At 74.0% G+C, this 20,966-nt stretch carries 16 protein-coding genes, 1 tRNA gene and 1 riboswitch; of the genes, 12 read left to right on the forward strand and 5 right to left on the reverse strand.

Annotation, left to right across the window (positions count from 1 at the left end; genetic code table 11):
- Nucleotides 1-5: 5 nt before the first annotated feature.
- Nucleotides 6-77 (reverse strand) — tRNA-Cys (locus ACFWIS_RS14730).
- Nucleotides 78-160: 83 nt separating this feature from the next.
- Nucleotides 161-226, forward strand: a riboswitch (guanidine-III (ykkC-III) riboswitch).
- Between the two features lie 44 nt (nt 227-270).
- Here ACFWIS_RS14730 and ACFWIS_RS14735 point away from each other — a divergent pair.
- Nucleotides 271-585: a DMT family transporter gene (locus ACFWIS_RS14735; protein WP_380453693.1), complete on the forward strand. Its 315-nt coding sequence runs from the start codon at nt 271-273 to the stop codon at nt 583-585.
- 96 nt (nt 586-681) lie between these two features.
- Nucleotides 682-2,127, forward strand: coding sequence for an MFS transporter (locus tag ACFWIS_RS14740; RefSeq protein WP_380453695.1), 1,446 nt, complete (start codon nt 682-684; stop codon nt 2,125-2,127).
- 3 nt (nt 2,128-2,130) lie between these two features.
- Here ACFWIS_RS14740 and ACFWIS_RS14745 read toward each other — a convergent pair whose 3' ends face one another.
- Nucleotides 2,131-3,450, reverse strand: coding sequence for a hypothetical protein (locus ACFWIS_RS14745; RefSeq protein ID WP_380453697.1), 1,320 nt, complete (start codon nt 3,448-3,450; stop codon nt 2,131-2,133).
- Between the two features lie 448 nt (nt 3,451-3,898).
- Between ACFWIS_RS14745 and ACFWIS_RS14750 the strand changes: the two genes are divergently transcribed.
- Genes ACFWIS_RS14750 through ACFWIS_RS14760 form a run of 3 tightly spaced genes read left to right on the forward strand, consistent with a single transcriptional unit; the run spans nt 3,899 to nt 8,399 of the window.
- Nucleotides 3,899-4,540 carry a class F sortase gene (locus ACFWIS_RS14750; protein WP_380453699.1) on the forward strand — a complete coding sequence of 214 codons (642 nt, stop codon included), beginning with the start codon at nt 3,899-3,901 and terminating at the stop codon, nt 4,538-4,540.
- Complete coding sequence (locus ACFWIS_RS14755) at nt 4,537-5,853, forward strand: alpha/beta hydrolase (RefSeq protein ID WP_380453701.1); 1,317 nt, start codon at nt 4,537-4,539, stop codon at nt 5,851-5,853. The genes ACFWIS_RS14750 and ACFWIS_RS14755 overlap by 4 nt, the downstream gene beginning before the upstream one ends.
- Nucleotides 5,850-8,399 (forward strand): rhomboid family intramembrane serine protease, encoded by a 2,550-nt coding sequence (locus tag ACFWIS_RS14760; RefSeq protein WP_380453703.1) that lies wholly within the window; start codon nt 5,850-5,852, stop codon nt 8,397-8,399. The genes ACFWIS_RS14755 and ACFWIS_RS14760 overlap by 4 nt, the downstream gene beginning before the upstream one ends.
- A gap of 139 nt (nt 8,400-8,538) precedes the next feature.
- Here the strand turns inward: ACFWIS_RS14760 and ACFWIS_RS14765 are convergent, their stop codons facing one another.
- Complete coding sequence (locus ACFWIS_RS14765; RefSeq protein WP_380453705.1) at nt 8,539-8,967, reverse strand: SsgA family sporulation/cell division regulator; 429 nt, start codon at nt 8,965-8,967, stop codon at nt 8,539-8,541.
- A 304-nt stretch (nt 8,968-9,271) separates the two neighbouring features.
- Between ACFWIS_RS14765 and ACFWIS_RS14770 the strand changes: the two genes are divergently transcribed.
- From ACFWIS_RS14770 to ACFWIS_RS14780, 3 genes are all read left to right on the forward strand, one after another.
- Nucleotides 9,272-11,104: a DEAD/DEAH box helicase gene (locus ACFWIS_RS14770; RefSeq protein ID WP_380453754.1), complete on the forward strand. Its 1,833-nt coding sequence runs from the start codon at nt 9,272-9,274 to the stop codon at nt 11,102-11,104.
- 370 nt (nt 11,105-11,474) lie between these two features.
- Nucleotides 11,475-12,125 (forward strand): IclR family transcriptional regulator, encoded by a 651-nt coding sequence (locus ACFWIS_RS14775; RefSeq protein WP_270146684.1) that lies wholly within the window; start codon nt 11,475-11,477, stop codon nt 12,123-12,125.
- A gap of 67 nt (nt 12,126-12,192) precedes the next feature.
- Nucleotides 12,193-12,999, forward strand: a complete 807-nt coding sequence (locus tag ACFWIS_RS14780) for a S16 family serine protease (RefSeq protein WP_380453707.1) — start codon at nt 12,193-12,195, stop codon at nt 12,997-12,999.
- Between the two features lie 446 nt (nt 13,000-13,445).
- Here ACFWIS_RS14780 and ACFWIS_RS14785 read toward each other — a convergent pair whose 3' ends face one another.
- Complete coding sequence (locus ACFWIS_RS14785) at nt 13,446-14,024, reverse strand: Lrp/AsnC family transcriptional regulator (RefSeq protein WP_380453709.1); 579 nt, start codon at nt 14,022-14,024, stop codon at nt 13,446-13,448.
- A gap of 329 nt (nt 14,025-14,353) precedes the next feature.
- Nucleotides 14,354-14,896: a hypothetical protein gene (locus ACFWIS_RS14790; RefSeq protein ID WP_380453710.1), complete on the reverse strand. Its 543-nt coding sequence runs from the start codon at nt 14,894-14,896 to the stop codon at nt 14,354-14,356.
- Between the two features lie 145 nt (nt 14,897-15,041).
- On the opposite strand from ACFWIS_RS14790, the gene ACFWIS_RS14795 reads away from it, so the two are divergent.
- From ACFWIS_RS14795 to ACFWIS_RS14810, 4 genes are all read left to right on the forward strand, one after another.
- Nucleotides 15,042-15,746 carry a response regulator transcription factor gene (locus tag ACFWIS_RS14795; RefSeq protein WP_380453712.1) on the forward strand — a complete coding sequence of 235 codons (705 nt, stop codon included), beginning with the start codon at nt 15,042-15,044 and terminating at the stop codon, nt 15,744-15,746.
- Nucleotides 15,743-17,230, forward strand: a complete 1,488-nt coding sequence (locus ACFWIS_RS14800) for a sensor histidine kinase (protein ID WP_380453714.1) — start codon at nt 15,743-15,745, stop codon at nt 17,228-17,230. The genes ACFWIS_RS14795 and ACFWIS_RS14800 overlap by 4 nt, the downstream gene beginning before the upstream one ends.
- A gap of 325 nt (nt 17,231-17,555) precedes the next feature.
- Complete coding sequence (locus ACFWIS_RS14805; RefSeq protein ID WP_380453716.1) at nt 17,556-19,145, forward strand: cellulose binding domain-containing protein; 1,590 nt, start codon at nt 17,556-17,558, stop codon at nt 19,143-19,145.
- 260 nt (nt 19,146-19,405) lie between these two features.
- Nucleotides 19,406-20,806 carry a glycosyltransferase 87 family protein gene (locus ACFWIS_RS14810; RefSeq protein WP_380453718.1) on the forward strand — a complete coding sequence of 467 codons (1,401 nt, stop codon included), beginning with the start codon at nt 19,406-19,408 and terminating at the stop codon, nt 20,804-20,806.
- The last annotated feature ends 160 nt before the right edge of the window (nt 20,807-20,966 follow it).

Raw genomic sequence — 20,966 nt, forward strand, 5'->3', positions numbered from 1 at the left:
TTTCGAGGCCGTGGCGGGAATTGAACCCGCGTACACCGCTTTGCAGACGGTTCCCTGAGCCACTCGGGCACACGGCCAGCGAATTCAGGATGGCCGATCGCCGGAATGGGGTCAACGAACTTCTGTAAATTCTGCGTGGCAATGTGTGCTACCGTCGGAGGCGGTGGCCGTTTTCCCGCCACCCCGGACGAGAGCGTCGTACCCGGTGACGACAAGACGACGCAGTTCAGCGGTAATCCGGCCGCTGTGGACTGCGGAGGTACGGCCGTCATGGCTTGGCTCGTTCTGATCGTCTCGGGTCTCCTGGAGACCGTCTGGGCAGTGGCCCTGGAATCGTCCAAGGGTTTCTCCCGCCCCGTTCCCAGCCTCGTCTTCGGCGTCGCGCTGCTGTTCAGCATGGGCGGGCTGGCGTACGCGATGCGCACCATCCCGATCGGCACCGGCTACGCGGTCTGGGTCGGCATCGGTGCGGTCGGCACCGCGCTCTACGGCATGGCCGTCCTGGGGGACGCGGTGACCATGGCCCGGATCGGCTGCCTGCTGCTGATCGTCTCCGGCGTGGTGGGGCTCAAGGTGCTGCACTGACGCCCCGGGGGGCGGCTGGTCCTAGGGCCTGCGACGGATCCGGTCAGGGACCGCGGTCAGGAGTCACCGAGGCGGACGGCTCTTACGATGTTACGTATGACCACTGCCTCCCCCACCTCGGTCGACTCCCCCTCGATACCCTCCGGCTCCGGAGCCGACCCCGGTGGGGGAGTCATGAGCGGCCGCTACCGCGCCCTGACGCTCGGGATCGTGTCGGTGGTCCTGGTGATCGCCTTCGAGGCGACCGCCGTCAACACCGCGATGCCGACCGCGGCCCGGCAGCTGAACGGCCTCGGGCTGTACGCCTTCGCCTTCTCCGGTTACTTCACCACCACGCTGTTCGCCCTGGTCGTCTCCGGTCAGTGGTGCGACCGGCGCGGCCCGCTGCAGCCGCTGTTCACCGGCATCGCGGTCTTCGGCGCCGGCCTGGTGGTGGCCGGGACGGCGCCCGGCATGTGGGTGTTCGTGGCCGGGCGGGCGATCCAGGGGCTGGGCGGCGGGCTGGTGATCGTCGCGCTGTACGTGGTGGTCGGCCGGGCCTACCCGGAGCGGCTGCGGCCGGCCGTGTTCGCCGCCTTCTCCTCGGCCTGGGTGCTGCCCTCCATCGTCGGGCCGCTGGTGTCCGGGGCGGTCACCCAGCACCTCGGCTGGCGCTGGGTCTTCCTCGCGGTGCCGGTGCTGATCCTGCTGCCGCTGGCGGTGATGGGCCCGGCGCTGGCCCGCTCCGAGCGGGAGCACCCGGTGCTCAGGGGTGCCGAGTTCGACCGCCGCCGCACCCTGCTGGCGGCCATGGCGGCGGTCGGCGCCGGCCTGCTGCAGTACGCCGGCCAGCGGCGCGACCTGGTCGGGCTGCTCCCCGGGATCGCCGGGGCGGCGCTGCTGGTGCCGGCCGTGCTGGGGCTGCTGCCGAAGCGGACCCTGCGGGCCGGGCGCGGACTGCCGACGGTGATCCTGCTGCGCGGGCTGGCGGCCGGGGCGTTCCTCGGCGCGGAGGCCTTCGTCCCGTTGATGATGACCACCCAGCGGGACCTTTCGCCGACCCTCTCCGGGCTCACCCTGACCAGCGGCGGTCTCACCTGGGCGCTGGGCTCCTGGCTGCAGGGCCGGCCCGGGGCCGAGCGCTACCGCGGGGCGATGATCCGGGGCGGCTTCGTGCTGACCGCGGTGGCGATCGCGGGCGCCGCGCTGGTGCTGGTCCCGGCGGTGCCGGCCTGGACGGCGTCGGTGGCCTGGGGCGTCGGCGGCATCGGAATGGGGCTGACGGTCGCGAGCGTCAGCGTGCTGATGATGAAGCTCTCCGCGCCGGAGGACGCCGGGGCCAACTCGGCCGCGCTGCAGATGAGCGACGCGCTGGGCAACGTGCTGCTGACCGGTCTGGCAGGGGTGCTGTTCGCGGCGCTGGGCGGCGGCTCGTTGGCCGCCGCCCAGGAGGGCGCCGGGGCCGACGGCTCGCCCGGCGCCTTCGCGGTGATCCTGCTGGTGATGGCCGCGGTGGCGGCGCTGGGGGCGCTGCTCTCCGGCCGGATCCGTCCGAAGGGCTGAAGCTCAGCCGGCCGTGGCCGTGGCCGTGGCCGTGGCCGTGGCGGTGGGGACCGGCGGCGCCGCCGGGGTGCCGAGGAAGCTCTCCCAGCCGCCGGCCGGGGACTGGCCCGGGCCGAGGCCCTGCAGCTTGCGCAGCACCGCGGGGTCCTGGGCGTCCAGCCAGTCCACCAGTTGGCGGAAGGAGACCAGCCGGACCTCCGGCTTGCCCGCGATCGACTTGAGCACGTCCTCGACGGCGTTCATGTAGATGCCGCCGTTCCACTCCTCGAAGTGGTTGCCGATGATGTACGGCGCCCGGTTGCTGTTGTAGGCGCGGTCGAAGCCCATCAGGTAGGAGTCCCGGGCCTGGGCCTGGAAGCCCGGGTAGAGCGCCGGATCGGCCTTGGTGTTGGAGCCGCACTGGTTGAACATGATGTTGTAGTCCATCGACAGCACCTGGAAGGTGTGCCCGGGGAACGGGATGGCCTGCAGCGGGAGGTCCCACAGTGCGCCGCCCTGGATCTTCTGCGGCCACACCTGGGTGCCGTTGCCGCTGCTGTCGTAGCGCCAGCCGCGCTTGACGGCGGTGGGCAGCAGGTTGCGCTGGCCCTCCAGGCAGGGGGTGCGGCTGCCGATCAGCTCCTTGCGGTAGTCGAAGGGCAGGGCGGGCAGGTCGGTGAAGCCGGTGTTGGTGCGCCACTTCGTCACGAAGTCCATCGCCTGCTGGATCTCGCTGTCCCACTCCTCCGGGGACCACGCGCTGACCCCGGTGGAGCCGCAGAAGTGGCCGTTGAAGTGGGTGCCGATCTCGTGGCCCTCCAGCCAGGCGGCGTGCACGTTCTCCAGGGTGTCGTGGATGTGCTGGTCGCTCAGGTAGCCGATCTCGGAGGCGCCGACCTTGTGCTGCGGGGGGCGGTACAGGTCCTTCTTGGACTCCGGCAGCAGGTACAGGCCGCTGAGGAAGAAGGTCATCGAGGCGTTGTGCTCCTGGGCCAGCCGGCGGAAGCGGGCGAACAGGCCGTTGTCGAGTTCGCCGGCGCCGTCCCAGGAGAAGACCACGAACTGCGGGGGCCGCTGGCCGGGTTGGAGCCGCTCGGTGACGGGCTGGTGGGGCTGGGCACCGGTGTCCGAGGTGGAGCCGTCGCCGATCAGTACGGCCTGCGGCTTCTGCGGGACCGGGGCCGGGGTGGTGCTCTGCCCGTCCGGCGGGCCGGCCGGGGTGGCGCTCTGCCCGCCGGCCGCGTGTTCCCCGCCGTCGGCCCGGTCGGTGCCGCAGCCGGTCGCCAGGGTCGCGGCGGTGGCCGCTCCGGCGGCCAGCAGGGTTCGGCGGGAGAGCGCGTCCATGGTCACTCCGTTCGTGAGGCGATCGGCAGGCGGCCGGCTCGGGTGCCGGGTGCGCGCGGCGTGCGGAAGTCCGGTCCGACCGGAGGGGGATGTCCGGGCCGACCGGAGGGGGATGGAGCCCGTGACCGGGTCAGCATGGCATGCGGTCCGGAACGGTCGGAGAGGCGCAGCGGACGGTCGGGATCGATCGCCCGATTGACGCAACCGAACCGGCGGGCCGGAACGTCGATGCTGTTCGACGAGTGGTAGGGCCGCGGTCGCCCGCGCGACAGTGGAATCACGTTCCGTGGTGACACGGGTACCCGGCGCAGGACCGGAGCCGCAATCCCTGCCGATCGGCGGGTGCGGATACGACCGTCGTGGGGACGTGCCGTAGGGTCCGATCCGATTGAATGAGTTCCCAGGAAACTCTCAGGAATGGGATCCGGGCCGGCAGGAGGGAGCACCCGTGGGCGACCAGCAGAGCAGGAGCCCCTGGCCGGGCACCCTCGCGGCCGGCGCCGCGCTGGTGCTCGGCGCCTGGCTGCTGCACGACGGCGGCTCGCCCGTGCTGCCGCCCGCGCCGACCGGCCAGGCGCTGTCCGGCTTCGCCCCGGTCTCCGTCGTCCCCCCGCTCGGCCCGTCCGCCCCGACCCGGATCCGCATCCCGGCCGTCCGCCTGGACGCCCCGGTCACCGAGCTGGGCCTGGACCCGGACGGCCACCTCCAGGCCCCGCCCGCGACCGACCGCAACCTCGCGGGCTGGTACCGCGGCGGGGCCACCCCCGGCCAGCGCGGCACCGCCATCCTGGCGGGGCACGTCGACAACCAGGCCGGGCCGGCCGTCTTCTACCACCTGGGGGCGCTCCACCGCGGCGACCGGATCGAGATCGCCCGCGCCGACGGCGCCACCGCCGTCTACCAGCTGTACGCCATCGAAGTGCACGACCGAAAGGACTTCCCGGACGACCGGGTCTACCGCCAGGCCGCCGACGCACAGCTGCGGGTCATCACCTGCGGTGGCGCGTACAGCGAGGAACAGGGCTACGAGGGAAACGTCGTCGCCTACGGATTCCTGGCCGACACCACACCGCCGGGCAAAGCCGCATGACCACGCTCACCCTCGCCACCCGCTGGAACCCGATCGACTGGCCGCTCACCCACGGCCCGATCCCGTACGCCGTGCTCGCCGCGGGCTGGGGTGCGCTGGCCCTGCTGGCGTTCTCCCGGCACGAGCGCTGGCGCGCCCCGCGCATGCTCGGCGCCCTGCTGCTCGGCGGGGTGCTGACCGTCCTGGTGAAGATCGCCGTCGACGACTGGTGGCACCCCTTCCCGGAGGGCACCCCGGACTTCGTGCTGCGCTGGATCGGCGTCGCGCTGTTCGCCATCGCCCTGCTCTGCTTCCGCGCCCCGCTGCTGACCGTCCGCCGCCGGCTGTTCGCGGTCGGCGGCCTGGTCCTGGTGGTGCTGATGGCCGCCTCGCAGGTCAACCGGGGCTTCGACCAGTACCCGACGGCCCGGGCCATGCTGGCGCCGCAGACCGACGAACTGACCACCGGACGGGCGACCGCCACCGTGCAGGGCACGCCCGACCGCCCGCTCGCCGAGGTCTGGCACGCGCCACCCGGCCTGCCGGACAAGGGCACCCTGTCCACCGTGACCGTCCCCGGTACCAAGTCCGGCTTCTCGCCGCGCCCCGGGTACGTCTACCTGCCGCCCGCCTACCGGGCCAACCCCCGGCCGCTGCTGCCCGTCGTGGTGCTGCTGCCCGGCCAGCCCGGCGGTCCCGAGGACTGGGTGAACTCCGGCGCGGTCCGGGAGACCATGGACGCCTTCGCCGCCCGGCACCAGGGCCTCGCGCCGATCGTGCTGGTCGCCGACCAGACCGGCGGAAACTTCGCCAACCCGCTCTGCATGGACTCCCAGATCGCCAAGTCGCAGACTTACCTGGCCGTCGACATCCCGGACTGGATCCACCACAACCTGCAGACCGCCACCGGCCGCGGTGCCCTCGCCATCGGCGGGCTCTCGCTCGGCGGGACGTGCGCGCTGCAACTGGCCGTCAACGCGCCCGAGGTGTACGGGACCTTCCTGGACATCTCCGGACAGGAGGAGCCGACCTTGGGCAGCCACCAGGAGACCGTCGCCAAGGCCTTCGGGGGTGACGAGGCGGCCTTCGCCGCCGTCGACCCGGTGCACGTGATGGCCCGCAAGAAGTTCCCCGACACCGCCGGCATGATCGTGGTCGGCGCCGACGACCCGTGGTTCCGGCCGGGCCAGGAGAAGATCCACGCCGCCGCCCAGGAGGCCGGGATGAAGGTCGGCTTCCAGACCATCCCCGGCTGGCACAGCTGGGTGGTGTTCCGGCAGGCCCTGGAGCAGAACCTGCCCTGGCTCTCCCAGCAGATGGGCCTGATCCGGTGAGCCGACTGCTCGCGGCCCCGACCGCACCGCCGCCGGCCGCCGAAGCCGGGCCCGGCAGCGACCTCGCCCCGGTCACCCGGACGCCGGAACCCGGCCCCCAACGGATCCGCCGGGCCGCCCGGGCGCTCGGCGGCCGACTGCGCTCGGCGCCGCTGACCCTGGCGATGCTGGCCGGGCTCTGGGCGCTCGGCGCGGCCACCGGGAGCCTGTCCGGCGGGCCGTCCGCCCGGCTGCTCGCCCGCGTCGGCGTCGGCCAGGGCACCCTCGGTGAGGGCCACTGGTGGACGCCGGTCACCTCACTGTTCTGGTGCTCGGGCATCGGCTCGTACGTCTTCACCAGCCTGCTGCTGCTCCTGGTCGGCCCGGGCGCCGAGCGCCGGCTCGGCCGGCTGCGCACCCTCGCGGTGCTGGCCGGCGGGCAGCTGGCCGGCACCCTGCTGGGCACCGCGCTGGTGGCCATCGGCTCCTCGGCCGGGGAGCAGTGGACCGCCTCGGTGGCCGACCAGACCGCGGTCGGGCCAGCCATCGGGCTGTTCGCCCTGGCCGGCGTGCTCGGCTACCGGCTCACCGTTCTCTGGCGCCGTCGGCTGCACCTGCTGGTGCTGCTCGTCCCGCTGGTCATGACGCTGTACGTCGGCCACCTGCAGAGCGTCCAGCGGTGCGCCGCGGCGCTGGTCGGCCTCGGCCTGGGCGCGCTGCTCAGCCGCGGGCGGCCGTACCTGCGCAGCCACCGCTCCTCGCACACCGAGACCCGGGTGCTGGTCGCGCTCTGCCTGGTCGCCGCCGCCTGCGGGCCGCTGATCGCCTCGCTGTACGACAACGCCAGCGGGCCGTTCAACACCTTCTCCGAGCTGTACTTCTCGCACCGGCTCAGCCCGGAGGAGGTGGCCGACTTCTGCGCCGTCTCGGCGCACGACTGCGCCCGGGCGCACGCCGTCGAGCGGATATTCGACACCCCCGGCCGGCTGATGGCCGCGCTGTTCCCGGCGCTGCTGCTGGTGCTCGCCGAGGGGCTGCGCCGGGGCCTGCGGTTCGCCTGGCGGATCAGCGTCGCCACCGAGCTGCTCTGGGCCGTGCTGCTGGCCTGGCTGTACTTCGAGGCCGGACCGGTCAGCGGGGACGTCGTGCAGTACTTCGTCGAGGCGATGCTGCTGCCGCTGCTGACCACCGTCCTGCTGCTGGCCACCCGGCAGCGGTTCCGGCTGCGGCTGTCCGGCCGGGCGGTGCGCCGGCTGGCCGCGGTGGTCGGCGGGGCCGCGCTGGTGGCCTCGGCGGCGTACGTGGGCCTCGGGCGGGTGGTGGCCGGGCAGTTCGAGCCGGGTGCGGGCCTGCGCGGGCTGGTGAACGGGCTGCCGGCCCAGTTCCTGCCGCCCGCGTACAACGACCTGCTGCCGGACTACCCGATAGCGGTCGGCCCGGTGGCGCTGTTCCTGGAGACGTACTGCGGGCTGGCGTTCTGGGCGGTCGCGCTGGTCGCGCTGCTGACGGCGTTCCGGCGGCCGGTGCTGCGCACCGACCCGGCCGCGGTCGCCCGGGCCCGGGCGCTGCTGGCCGAGCACGGCGGCGGGACGCTGTCCTTCATCACCACCTGGGACGGCAACCACTACTGGTTCGACGAGGGGGGCCGCGCGGCCGTCGCCTACCGGGTGGTCGGCACCGTCGCGCTGACCACCGGCGACCCGTTCGGCGCCCCGGAGGACCGGGCCCGGGCGGTGGCCGGCTTCGCCCGGTACTGCGACGCCCGGGGCTGGACGCCGTGCTTCTACAGCGTCTGCGCCGACACCCGGGCGGCGACCGCCCAGCTGGGCTGGCGCTCGGTGCAGGTCGCCGAGGACACCGTGGTGCCGCTGCCCGAGCTGGCCTTCACCGGCCGCAAGTGGCAGGACATCCGCACCGCCCTGAACAAGGCCGGAAAGCAGGGCATCACCGCCGAGTGGTGGGCGTACCACGAGGCGCCGCTCGCGCTGCGCGAGCAGATCCGGGCGATCTCCGAGGAGTGGGTCTCCGAGAAGGGCCTGCCCGAGATGGGCTTCACCCTCGGCGGGCTGGAGGAGCTGGACGACCCGGCGGTGCGGGTGCTGGTCGCGGTGGACCAGGACCGGGTGGTGCACGGGCTGACCAGCTGGATGCCGGTGTACGAGGACGGCGAGCCGGTCGGCTGGACGCTGGACTTCATGCGCCGGCGCTCGGACGGCTTCCGCGGCGTGAACGAGTTCCTGATCGCCTCGGCCGCGCTCGGCTTCAAGGGCGAGGGCGCCCGCTTCCTCTCGCTGTCGGGGGCGCCGCTGGCCCGCGCCCGGCAGGACGAGGAGCCCACCGGGCTGCAGCGGATGCTGGACTGGATGGGCAAGGTGATGGAGCCGGTGTACGGCTTCCGCTCGCTGCTGGCGTTCAAGGCGAAGTTCCAGCCGGAGTACCGGCCGATGTTCATGGCCTACCCCGACCCGGCCGCGCTGCCCGGCATCACCAGGGCGATCGGCAAGGCGTACCTGCCGCACCTCACGGCGGCGCAGGGCGTCCGGCTGATGCGCAAGCTGTCCGGCTGATCCCGCGGGCCCCGGAGGCGTGGGGGCGCTCCCGGACGCCGTCCGCGCGGTTGGTGCGGTCGGTGCGGTCGGTGCGGTCGGTGCGGTCGGTGCGGTTCGCGGGGTCCGGGTGGCCAGGGTGGCCAGGGTGTCAGCGCCGTCAGTCGAGCAGTTGGGCGAGCGCGCCGTCGGCGTCCAGGTGCAGGTGCTCCTCGCCCTCCGGGACGACCAGCCGGCTGCGCCACAGGAAGCGCCGCAGGTCGGCGCTGTCGAACTGGAGCAGGGCGGTGCCCTCCGGGGCCCGCAGTTCGACCATGGTGCGCCGGCCGGGCGCGGGCCGGACGTGCACGTCGCCGACGCCGGCCGGCAGCTCCAGGCCGGAGGAGAGCAGCCGGCGGGCGAACACCCAGACGATGGACTCGGCGTCCTGGCCGTCCGCGGCGTCGTCCAGCGAGAACTCGACGGGGAACGCCATCCGGACCGCGAACGGGTCCTCCGGCAGGTAGGACAGCACCACGCGCAGCCGGGCGGAGCGGTGCGGGGAGAGGATCAGGCGGGCCTGGACGGTCTCTTCGACGATGGCGTGCAAGGGTGGGCCCTTCGTTCGGCGGCCGCCCGACGGCAGGTGGGGTTGGGGCGGCCTCACCCTGGTGAGAGTCCCGTGACCGGTGGGGATTACCCGGTTACGCGAGTGAATCGACGTGACCTGCGTCACATCGATTTCCGGCCGTCCGGGCCCGGCGCGAAGCCCGTCCTGGAGGCTCGAACGGCCCCGGGCCGGTAGGCTGGGCGGGTTGTCCGATCGCCGCCCGACCGCGGGACGGGGCCGAAAAACCGCCTCTGACCTGCGATGATCCCCCTCGGAGACCGTGAGTACTGCCGCCGCCTCCTCGATGCCGCTGTTCTCCGACACACCGGAGCCGCAGGAGCCCGTCCGGGCCGTCGGCCATGCCGCGCCCGCCGCCTCGCACCACCTCTCCCCGGCCTTCCCCGGTCGTGCCCCCTGGGGCACCGCGGGCAAGCTGCGGGCCTGGCAGCAGGGTGCGCTGGACAAGTACATCGAGACCCAGCCGCGCGACTTCCTCGCGGTCGCCACCCCGGGCGCAGGCAAGACCACCTTCGCCCTCACCCTGGCCTCGTACCTGCTGCACAACCACCTGGTGCAGCAGGTGACGGTCGTCGCACCGACCGAGCACCTGAAGAAGCAGTGGGCCGAGGCCGCCGCGCGGATAGGCATCCGGCTGGACCCGGCGTACTCCTCCGGCCCGCTGTCCCGGGACTACCACGGCATCGTGGTCACCTACGCGGGCGTCGGGGTCAACCCGATGCTGCACCGGAACCGGACCGAGGCCCGCAAGACCCTCGTGATCATGGACGAGATCCACCACGCCGGTGACTCCAAGTCCTGGGGCGAGGCCTGCTTCGAGGCCTTCGAGCCGGCCGCCCGCCGGCTCGCGCTGACCGGGACGCCGTTCCGCTCGGACACCAACCCGATCCCGTTCGTCGCCTACGACGCCGGCAGCGACGGCATCCGCAAGTCCATCGCCGACTACACCTACGGCTACGGGCACGCGCTCGCCGACCACGTCGTCCGCCCGGTGATCTTCCTCAGCTACAGCGGCAACATGCGCTGGCGCACCAAGTCCGGCGACGAGCTGGAGGCCCGGCTCGGCGAGCCGATGACCAAGGACCTGATCGCCCAGGCCTGGCGCACCGCGCTGTCCCCGCAGGGCGAGTGGATCCCGTCCGTCCTCCAGGCCGCCGACCGACGGCTGACCGAGGTCCGCAAGGCCATCCCGGACGCCGGTGGACTGGTGATCGCCACCGACCAGAACGTGGCCCGCGCCTACGCCAAGATGCTGCGCGAGATCAGCGGCGAGAAGGTCACCCTGGTGCTCTCCGACGAGGCCGAGGCCTCCCAGCGGATCTCCGACTTCGCGGAGGGCACCTCGCGCTGGATGGTCGCGGTCCGCATGGTGTCCGAGGGTGTCGACGTGCCCCGGCTGTGCGTCGGGGTGTACGCCACCTCGATCTCCACCCCGCTGTTCTTCGCCCAGGCCGTCGGCCGCTTCGTGCGTGCCCGCAAGCGCGGCGAGACCGCCTCGGTGTTCCTGCCGACCATCCCGATGCTGCTGGGCTTCGCCAACGAGATGGAGCTCCAGCGCGACCACGTGCTGGACCGGCCGAAGAAGGAGGGCGACGGCCTCTTCGACGAGGAGGACCGGCTGCTCGCCGAGGCCGAGCGGGCCAACGACGGGCCGGACGGCGCGGGCGGCGAGGAGTTCTCCTACGAGGCGCTGGGCTCCGAGGCGGTCTTCGACCGGGTGCTGTACAACGCCATGGAGTTCGGCATGCAGGCCCACCCGGGGAGCGAGGAGGAGGAGGACTACCTCGGCATCCCGGGCCTGCTGGAGCCGGACCAGGTGCAGATGCTGCTGCAGAAGCGCCAGCACCGGCAGATCCAGCGCAGCAAGACCAAGCCCGCCGAGGAGGCCGACCTGCTGGAGCTGCCGGCCGAGCAGCGGCCGGTGGTCACCCACCAGGAGCTCCGGGAGCTGCGCAAGGAGCTGAACGCGCTGGTCGCCGCCTGGCACCACCGCACCAACCAGCCGCACGGCACCGTCCACAACGAGCTGCGCCGCCAGTGCGGCGGGCCGCTGACCGCCCAGGCCACCGCCAACCAGCTGAAGGCGCGGATCGCCAAGATCCGGGAGTGGGCGAAGTAACGGTCCGGCAGGCGGGTCCGGGCCGACCGGCCCGGACCCCGCCCGCCCGGGGTGTCCGGACTTCGGACCGGGCTCGAACCGACGCCCGAACCCGGCCGGTGGATTGGTGGGTTTCGTCCGGATTTCCCGGCGGCGCCGATGACGATCACGACCGAATTTTGGACAACCACTTCCGCCGCGACATTTCCTTCACTACCTTTCCCCCACGCTCTTCCGCCGGGCAACCCCCGAGGGACGGGCTCCGCAGGACCGTGCGGTCGTCAAGGACGACGCCGCGCGGCCCGAGCGCGGCCACCCCCACCTGCGCGCGACACCGACCTTTTGGCCCGGCGCCGCCGCCCCGCGAGCGCCGCGGAAAGGACTGCCCGTCGTGACTGCAGAGACCTCCCAGACGTTGGACCGCGGCGTCCGCGTCCTCAAGCTCCTCGCCGACTCCGAGCGCGGGCTCACCGTCACCGAGCTGGCCGCCCGGCTGGCCGTCAACCGCACCGTGGTCTACCGGCTGCTCGCCACCCTGGAACAGCACGGCCTGGTCCGCCGCGACATCGGCGGCCGGGCCCGGGTCGGCCTGGGCGTGCTGCGGCTGGCCCACCGGGTGCACCCGCTGCTGCGCGAGGCCGCGCTGCCCGCCCTGCGCAGCCTCGCCGAGGACCTCGGCGCCACCGCCCACCTGACCCTGGTGGACGGCAACGAGGCGCTGGCCGTCGCCGTGGTCGAGCCCAGCTGGACCGACTTCCACGTCGCCTACCGCACCGGCCTGCGCCACCCGCTCGGCGAGAGCGCGGCCGGGCGGGCGATCCTGGAGGCCCGTGCCTTCCCCAGCCAGCGGCGGCCCGAGCAGGGGTTCGTCATCACCCGTGCGGAGGAGCAGTCCGGGGCCAGTGGGGCCGCGGCCGCGCTGCTCGGACTGAGCGGCATCGAGGGCAGCGTCGGCGTGGTGATGCTCAACGGGCTGGTGCCCGAGCGGGTCGGCCCGCGGGTGGTGGAGGCTGCCACCGAGGTGGCCGACGCGCTGAGGTAGGGCCCGGACCGGAGCGCCCGGGGACGAGCGGGCGAATCACGGCGCCCGGTGTGTTTGGATTCCCCTTGTGTCCGACACCAAGCTGCCCAAGGCCCTCCCGTCCCCGCGGACCCGCTCGCTCGCGCTCTGCGGGGTGCTGGTCGCCGCGCTGTTCGGCGTGGCGGCCTTCGTTCCGCTGCCGTACACGATCACCTGGCCGGGCCTGACCGCGGACACCCTCGGCAGCTACCAGGACCGGCCGGTGCTCACCATCACCGGGGCGCCGCTGCGCAGCACTGACGGAGAGCTGCGGATGGTCACCATCTCGGCCACCAACCCGGGGCAGAAGACCACCTTCTGGCGGGCGCTGCGGGCCTGGTTCGACCCGGACGAGGCCGTCCGCCCGACCGAGACGGTGTACCCGCAGAGCAACCCGACCAAGGCCGAGCAGGTGACGGCCCAGCAGATGGCCGAGTCGCAGGACAGCGCCACCGCGGCCGCGCTCGGCTACCTCCACCTCTCGCCGGACCAGGTGAAGGTCAAGGTCGACCTGGGCGACGTGGGCGGACCGAGCGCCGGACAGATGCTGGCGCTGGGCATCGTCGACAAGCTCGCCGGCGACGGCAAGGGCGGCGACCTCACCGGTGGGCTCAAGATCGCCGGCACCGGCACCATCGACGACAAGGGCACCGTCGGCCCGGTCGGCGGCGTCCCGCTGAAGACCCAGGCGGCGGCCCGGGACGGCGCGACGGTCTTCCTGCTCCCCAAGGACGAGTGCACGGACGCCAAGGTGAACACCCCCAAGACGCTGCGGCTGGTGCCGGTGGGCACGCTCGCCGAGTCGGTCGCCGCGCTGGACGCGCTGCGGAGCGGCGGCAGCGTTCCCAGCTGCTGACCCCCATCCGGCTCGGGCCGCGCTCGCGCCTTGGGCCGCCCGCCGGGGCCGCCCGCCGGGGCCGCCCGCCAGGGCCGCCCGCCAGGGTCGGCTGCCCTGGGCCGCCCGTCCCGGGGCTCAGAGGCCGAAGGCCACCGAGGCGAAGTCGTCGCCCCGCCTGGTCCGCAGCTGGGCGGCGACCCCGGCCAGCGGTGGGCCTGGGCCATCGGCAGTGAGATCGAGACCGCGCCGATGCCGTCGGCCGCGACCGGGGTCGTCATGGGGGGCCGTCCCGGGGCCGGTCCGAGCGCCGTCCCGAGGGCCGTCCTGGGGGAGGACGGGGCTGGCACGGGTATCGGCGGACCGACGCGCGGCGCGGGTAGGGGTGGAACGTCCATGTGTGGATCTTGGGGCTGACGAGGCCTCATGCCCATGCCGAATCGGCACATCGCGCCGGACGGGCCGTCCTACTCGGCGGCCGCCTGGTCCACCAGCGGCAGGATCCGGTAGGGCACCGGGTTCTCCAGCACGATCGCGGTGGAGGAGCGGACGATCCCGTCGAAGCCCACCACCCGGTCGATCACCCGCTGGAGGTCCGCGTTGGAGCGGGCCACGATCCGCACCAGCATGTCCCCGATCCCGGTGATCGTGTGCAGCTCCAGCACCTCCGGCACCCACGCCAGGTGCGCCCGGACGTCCGCGCCCTGGCCCTGGGAGATCTCCAGGGTGGCGAAGGCCGTCACCGGGTAGCCGATCGCGGCCGGGTCCACCTCCGGGCCGAAGCCGCTGATCACCCCCTTGGCCTGCAGCCGGTCCAGCCGGGCCTGCACGGTGCCCCGGGCGACCTGCAGCCGGCGCGAGCACTCCAGCACGCCGATCCGGGGCTCCTCCGCCAGCAGCCGGATCAGCCGGCCGTCCAGGGCGTCGATGGTGTCGTTCCCCCCGCCGGCCGCGGCCGGGGGAGCGCCCTGGGGAGTGCCCTGGGGCGCGGGCGAATCGGGGGAGCCGGGGGAGCCGGGGGAGCTCGGGGCGTGGGCGGGGGGCATCGCGGGGCCGTCCTCCGGTGGGCATTCTGTACAGCGGTGCAGCCGATTCTCCCGCCCCGGGGCGCACCTTGACCAGGAGGAAACGGAACGCGTACGACGACGCCGTCGACCGGGGCGCGGTGTCGCCGGCCGAGCCGTACGAGGTGCGGGACCGCTTCGGCCCGGTGGTGCCGGCCACCGTCGCGGTGCCGGGCGGCACCCGGCACACCCTGGTCGACCGGGCGGGGCACGCGGGGCCGTACCTGCCGGGGTACGGGCCCTTCGCGGGCTGGAGGCCGCTTCGCAAGGCTGGAGGCCGCTACGAGCCGTCCGTTGGTGACGGGCCCGGCTCAGCGGATCGCCGTCTCCACGATCGGCGGGTGGCCGTTCCAGTAGACGAACACCGAGTTGGCCTGGTCGTCCTTGGTGAAGTCCACCCGCATCCAGCGGTCGCCGTTCCACACCTGCATCTGCCAGCCCGGGTCCGGAGTGGCGGAGACCAGTGAGGCGCTGTCGGCCCGGATGTCGAGGGCGACCCGGCCGCCGGGGATCGGGTAGCTCCGCACCGTGGACGTGGTGGCGGCGGTGGGCGCGGGCCGCTTGGGCGGGGTGGTGGCCGCGGGGCCGGCCGGGGCGTGCGCCGCGGTGGTGGCGGCGTTCGTGGTCGGGGACAGTGCGGGCGGCAGGTTCGGGGTGTCGGTCGTCGGCGTCCGGCCGGGGGTGGCGCTCGTGCCGTACGGGGTGCTCCCGGCCTTCGGGGACGGCAGTGGCAGCGCGGTGGGCTGCTCGAACGCGGCTCCGGTGAGCACCGCGTGCACGCCGAGCCAGGACAGCGCCACCGCCGCCCCGGTGGCCGCCGCCCAGGCGCAGAGCTGTACCAGTCCGTTCCGCATCGTCCGCACATCCTGCCGTACTTCCCGGTCGGCGGGGACCGGCACCCCTGGTGTTCGGCAGGGCAGTTGCCCGATGTCCGGGCGCCGCCCGGACCGGCCCCCGAGGTACAGACCACTGCCCGCCGATGGCGTACCGTGCAGGGCCATGGCAACAGTGCTCGTGGTCGAGGACGACCCCTTCGTACGGTCCGCGCTCATCCGCCACCTGACCGACACCGGTCACGCGGTCCGCAGTGTGGGCACGGCCCTGGAGGCGCTGCGGGAGGTCGCCCAGGTCGGCTGCGACCTGGTGATCCTGGACCTGGGCCTGCCCGATCTGGACGGCAGCGAGGCGCTGAAGATGATCCGGGGCCTGACCGACGTCCCGGTGATCATCTCCACCGCGCGGGACGACGAGGCCGAGATCGTCCGGCTGCTGAACGACGGGGCCGACGACTATCTGGTGAAACCTTTCTCCGGAGAACACCTGAGCGCTCGGATGGCCGCCGTGCTGCGCCGGCTCGGCAGTGGCGCCGCCCCCGTCACCCAGGTGCTGCGGGTCGGTGGCCTGGCCATCGACCTCCAGCGGCGCGAGGCCGTCCTGGACGGGCGGCTGCTCGACCTGACCCGGCGTGAGTTCGACCTGCTGGCCTTCCTGGCGGCCCGGCCCGGCGTGGTGGTGCCGCGCAAGGAGATCCTCGCCGAGGTCTGGCAGCAGACCTACGGCGGCGACCAGACCATCGACGTCCACCTCTCCTGGCTGCGCCGCAAACTCGGTGAGACCGCCTCCAACCCCCGCTACCTGCACACCGTCCGGGGAGTCGGGGTCCGGCTGGAGGCCGCCGCGGGGCCCGCGGAGCACCGGACATGAAGCGGTTCGCGCACTCGCTGCGCTGGGCCATGATCAAGGCCGCGGTGGCCGGGACCACGATGGTCGCGCTGGCCTTCCTCATCCCGCTCGGCCTGATGGTCCAACAGACCGCCCGGGACCGTGCGTTCACCGCCGCCGAACGGCAGGCCGCGGCGCTCGGGCCGGCGCTGGCGATCACCACCGACCAGGACGCCGTCAACCGGGCGCTGGCCAGCACCGACGCGGGGACGCAGGGGCGGATGGCGGTCCACCTGCCGGCGGCCGCGGGGGCGTCGGCCGGTGCAGCCCCGGCCGCCGACGCAGCCCCGGCTGCCGGGGGAGCACCGGCCGACGGCGGAGCGGCCCCCGACGGTCCGACCCTCGGGGAGGCCCGCGCCACCGCGGCCGACGTGGCCACGGCCGGCGGCCAGGGCCGGGCCTTCACCGTCGCGGTGCCCGGCGGCTACGCGCTGCTCCAGCCGGTCGCGGTGGACACCGGGCGGAGCGCGGTGGTCGAGGTGTTCGTCGCCGAGAGCGACCTCACCCGGGGCGTCTCCACCGCCTGGCTGGTGCTCTCCGCGGTCGCGCTCGGCCTGGTCGCCATCTCGGTGCTGGTCGCCGACCGGATGGGCGGCCGGATCGTCGCCTCCGCCCGCCGGCTCGCCACGGCCGCCCGCTCGCTCGGCGCCGGGAACCTCGCGGTGCGCGTCCCGGTGGAGGGCAAGCAGGTCGACGGCAGCCCCGAGGAACTGCGCGAAGCCGGCCAGGCGTTCAACACCATGGCCGACCGTGTCGCCCAACTCCTCGCCGCAGAACGTGAGTTGGCCGCCGATCTGTCGCACCGGCTGCGCACCCCGCTGACCGTGCTGCGCCTCAACGCGGCCTCCCTCGGCGATGGCGACGCAGCCGACGCCACACGGCACGCGGTGGCCCAACTCGAGCGCGAGGTCGACCAGATCATCCGCTCCGCCCGCCGCGCCCCCGAGGACGCGCCCGCCGTCACGGTCGGCTGCGACGCCGCCGAGGTGATCCGCGAACGGGTCGGCTTCTGGTCCGCGCTCGCCGAGGACGAGGGCCGCCGCTGGCAACTGGCCGGTGCCGAGGGCGCCGCACCGGTGCCCGTCCAGCGCGGCGACCTCGCCGCCGCCGTCGACGCGCTGCTCGGCAACGTCTTCCGGCACACCGCCGTCGGCACCGCCTTCTCGGTGGACGTCCTGGCCACCGGCAGCTCGGTGATCGTGCTGGTCGGCGACGCCGGACCGGGCTACAGCGACCCGAGCGCCGCGCTCAGACGCGGCGAGGGCCACGGCGGGGAGGGCTCCACCGGCCTCGGGCTGGACATCGTCCGCAAACTCGCCGAGTCCACCGGCGGGGACCTCGCCCTCGGCCGCTCCGCCGTGCTCGGCGGCGCGGAGACCCGGCTGCGGCTGCGCACCCGGCCGGACGAGGCCCTGCCCGCGCGCACGGGCCGGCGGCGGACACGGGGCGCGCTGTTCCCGAAGTGACGGCGGGCCGGGGGTGGTCCCGCCCGCCGGAGGTCCGGAGGTGACGGCGCGTCGAGGGCTCTTTCCTTAACGGCGGCCTAAGGGAGGTTCACCCCTCGCTCAGCCCGCCCGTCCGGCCCCCCGGGCGCCGCTAGCGTCGGTCGCGCCGGTCACCCGACCGAGCCGGGCAGGCCGCCCGGGACGTCCGTACCCACTCGTACGCACCCGTACCCACTCGTACGAAGCCGTACGAATCCGTACGAAGCCGTACGAAACCTGTCCGACGGCGGCCGACCGACGGCACCGCACCGGTGCCGACCGCAGGCAGCCGCGGAGGTAACGCGCCATGACCATCCAGCCCACCCGCCGTTCCGGCCACCGCCGGCGCAGCCGCAAGGGGACGATCATCGGGGCCTCGGCGGTCGCCGCCGTGCTGGTCGCGGGCGGGGTCGTGGTGCTCGCCTCCTCGGCCAGTGCCGCCTCGCTCGGCGCCGTCTACAGCCGGACCAGCAGTTGGGACGCCGGTTACACCGGCCAGTACCTGGTCACCAACCCGGCCGCCGACCCGATCGACGACTGGACGCTCAGCTTCGACCTCCCGGCCGGTGCGAAGATCGACTCGCTCTGGAACGCCACCTTCACCGCCGACGGGCAGCACGTCATCGTCAAGCCGGAGTCCTGGAACAAGCGGCTGGAGCCGGGCCGGAGCGTGGTCGTCGGCTTCGTCGCCCACGGCGCGGGCGCGGCGCAGGCCGAGCCGGGCAACTGCCTGATCAACGACACCTCCTGCAAGGCCGGCGAAGGCCCCGCGCCCACCCCCTCCGGGCGGCCGACGGTGGTGCCGACGGGCACCGCCTCGCCGTCCGCCACCGCGACGGCCACGGCCACCGCCACCGCGGCGCCCAGCCCGACCACCACCGCGAAGCCGACCACCCCGGCGCCGACCCCTGTGACGACCGGCCCCGGCCAGCCCGCCACCCCCACGGCGACCGGTGTGCCCGTACCGCCGGTCGGCGCCGGGGGCGGCTTCGCGCCGTACGTGGACACCTCGCTCTACCCGCCCTACGACCTGGTCGCCACCGCCAAGGCCACCGGCGTGAAGAACTTCACCCTCGCCTTCGTGGTCTCCGGTGGCGGCTGCGTGCCCAAGTGGGGCGGGGTCAGCGACCTCTCCGCCGACGCGGTGGCCGCCCAGATCGGCGCGCTGCGAGCGATCGGCGGCGACGTCCGGGTCTCCTTCGGCGGCGCCAACGGCAGCGAGCTGGCCCTCACCTGCGGCTCGACCGCCGACCTGGCCGCCGCGTACCAGAAGGTCGTCGACGCGTACGGGGTGACCAGGCTCGACTTCGACGTCGAGGGCGCCGCGACCGCCGACACCGCCGCCAACACCCGGCGGGCCCAGGCGATCGCCCAGCTGCAGCACGCCGCCGCCGCCAAGGGCAAGGCCCTCGACGTCTCCTTCACCCTGCCCGCGCTGCCCTCCGGCCTGACCCAGGACGGCGTCGGCCTGGTCGCAGGCGCCAAGGCGAACGGCGTCGCGATCGGCGCCGTCAACATCATGGCCATGGACTTCGGCGACGGCGTCGCCCCCGACCCGCAGGGGCGGATGGGCACGTACGCGATCGCCGCGGCCACCGCCACCCAGGCCCAGGTCAAGAGCGTCCTGGGGCTGGACGACGCGGCCGCCTGGCGCAAGGTCGCGGTCACCCCGATGATCGGCGTCAACGACGTCGCCAGCGAGGTCTTCACGGTCGCCGACGCCAAGCAGCTCGCCGACTTCGCGGCGGGGCGGCACCTCGCCTGGCTGGCCATGTGGTCCGGCACCCGGGACAAGGCCTGCGAGGGCGGGGCCAAGGGCTTCGCGGACGCCAGCTGCAGCAGCATCGTCCAGCAGCCGCTGGAGTTCACCCGGGCCCTCGGGAGCTACACCGGCTGAGCCGTACCGGTCCGCCCGCCGAGGACCTGGCGCCACAAAGGCCGAGACCGTACCGGCTCGCCAGGCCGGGGCCCCGCGCCCGTCCGAGGGCCCGGACCCGCCCGCCGGCCCCCGACCGCCCCGACCGCCCGTGCTCAGCCCGCAGCCGAGCACGGTCGGCCGGGGCCCTCTCGTCACCGTGCGTAATCGAACGTGCCCAGGCCGGGACGGGCCGCATCCGGTATCGTCGCTGGTTGGCCGAGCGGTGGACGGAGTGGACAGTGACAGCGGTGCAAGACGAGCGCAGCCCGGCGGGGACCGTACCCGCCCCTTCGCCCGCCCCCCTGTCGGACCGGCTGCGGATCGCGGTCGGGGCCCCGGTGCGCGCACTGCGTGAGGCCCCCCGCCGACCGATGCTGGTCGCCTCGTCCGTGGCGCTGCTGTCACTGCTCGTGTACGCGGTGGTCCGCCACTTCGTGCACACCTCGATGGTCGACATGGTCGTCTACCGGGCCGAGGGCGCCGCCGTCGCCAACGGCGCCGACCTGTACGCGCTGCGCGTCACCGAGTGGAACCTGCCCGCGACGTACCCGCCGTTCGCGGCGATGCTGTTCGTCCCGACCACCTGGTTCCCGATCCCCGTCCTCCGGGTGGTGATCACTCTCGGCAACCTCGGACTGCTCGCCCTGCTGGCCCACCTGTCCTTCAAGCTGGTCGGCTGGCCGCGCCGCGAACTGCGGCCGATCGGCGTCGTCCTGATCACCGGCCTCGGCGTCTGGCTCGAACCCGTCTTCACCACGCTCCGGTACGGCCAGATCAACCTCGCGCTCGCCTGCCTGGTCCTCTGGGACCTCACCCGCTCGGACGGCCACCGCAGCAAGGGCATCGCGATCGGCATCGCCGCCGGCATGAAGCTCACCCCCGGCCTGTTCGCCGTCTACCTGCTGATCACCGGCAGGGTCCGGGCCGCCTTCACGGCCGGCCTCACCTTCCTCGGCACCTTCCTGATCGGCACGCTCTTCCTGCCCGACGCCACCTGGGGCTTCTGGACCAAGTACCTCTACGACTCCTCCCGGGTCGGCAAGACCGAGATCGTCGACAACCAGTCGCTCCGCGGCGCCTTCGCCCGACTGCTGCACAGCTCCGACCCCGGCACCCTGGCCACCCTCGGCGCCGGGCTGGCCGCGCTGGCCGGCCTCGCCATCGCGGCCTGGGCCGCCCGCAGCGCCCGCTGGCTGCCCCGGGCCGAGGCCTGGGGCTTCTGCGTCACGGCCGTGACCGCCGTGCTGATCTCGCCGATCAGCTGGACCCACCACTGGGTCTGGTGCGTACCGGTGCTGGTGCTGCTCGCCGCCGAGGCCTCCGTCGAGCACGCCCGCCCGGCGGGCGTCCGCCGGCTGCGCTGGCGGGCCGCGTTCTGGGCCACCCTGCTGGCCTTCCTGTCCTTCGCGATGTGGGCGGCGAAGCCGGTCGGCGCGGCGGTGCTCCAGATGTCGGCCCTGCGCCAGCTGCCGACCTCGATCTATCCGTGGGTCGGAATCTGCTTCCTGCTCGCCGCCGCCATCCGGATAAGGGCCCGGCGGCGCTCCGCCGGCGCCCCGCTGGTCCGGCTGCCCGGACAGCGCGACGGCGGCGGCCCCGATGCCGCCCGCGGTCGTCAGCAGGCCCCCGCGGCCCGCTGAGCCGGCGGGGGCTCCGTCGCTCCTGCTCTCCTGCTCCGCTCGGTCGCCCGGTCCCGAGGCCTGCTCGCGCTCCCGCGCGGGCCCGGCCTCCGGTGGCCCGTGGTCCCGTCCGTCCTCGTGCCGCCGGTCGGTCCGTCCGTCCTCGTGCCGCCGGTCGGTC

Source organism: Kitasatospora sp. NPDC127060, from assembly GCF_042724935.1.
Classification (GTDB): Bacteria; Actinomycetota; Actinomycetes; order Streptomycetales; family Streptomycetaceae; genus Kitasatospora.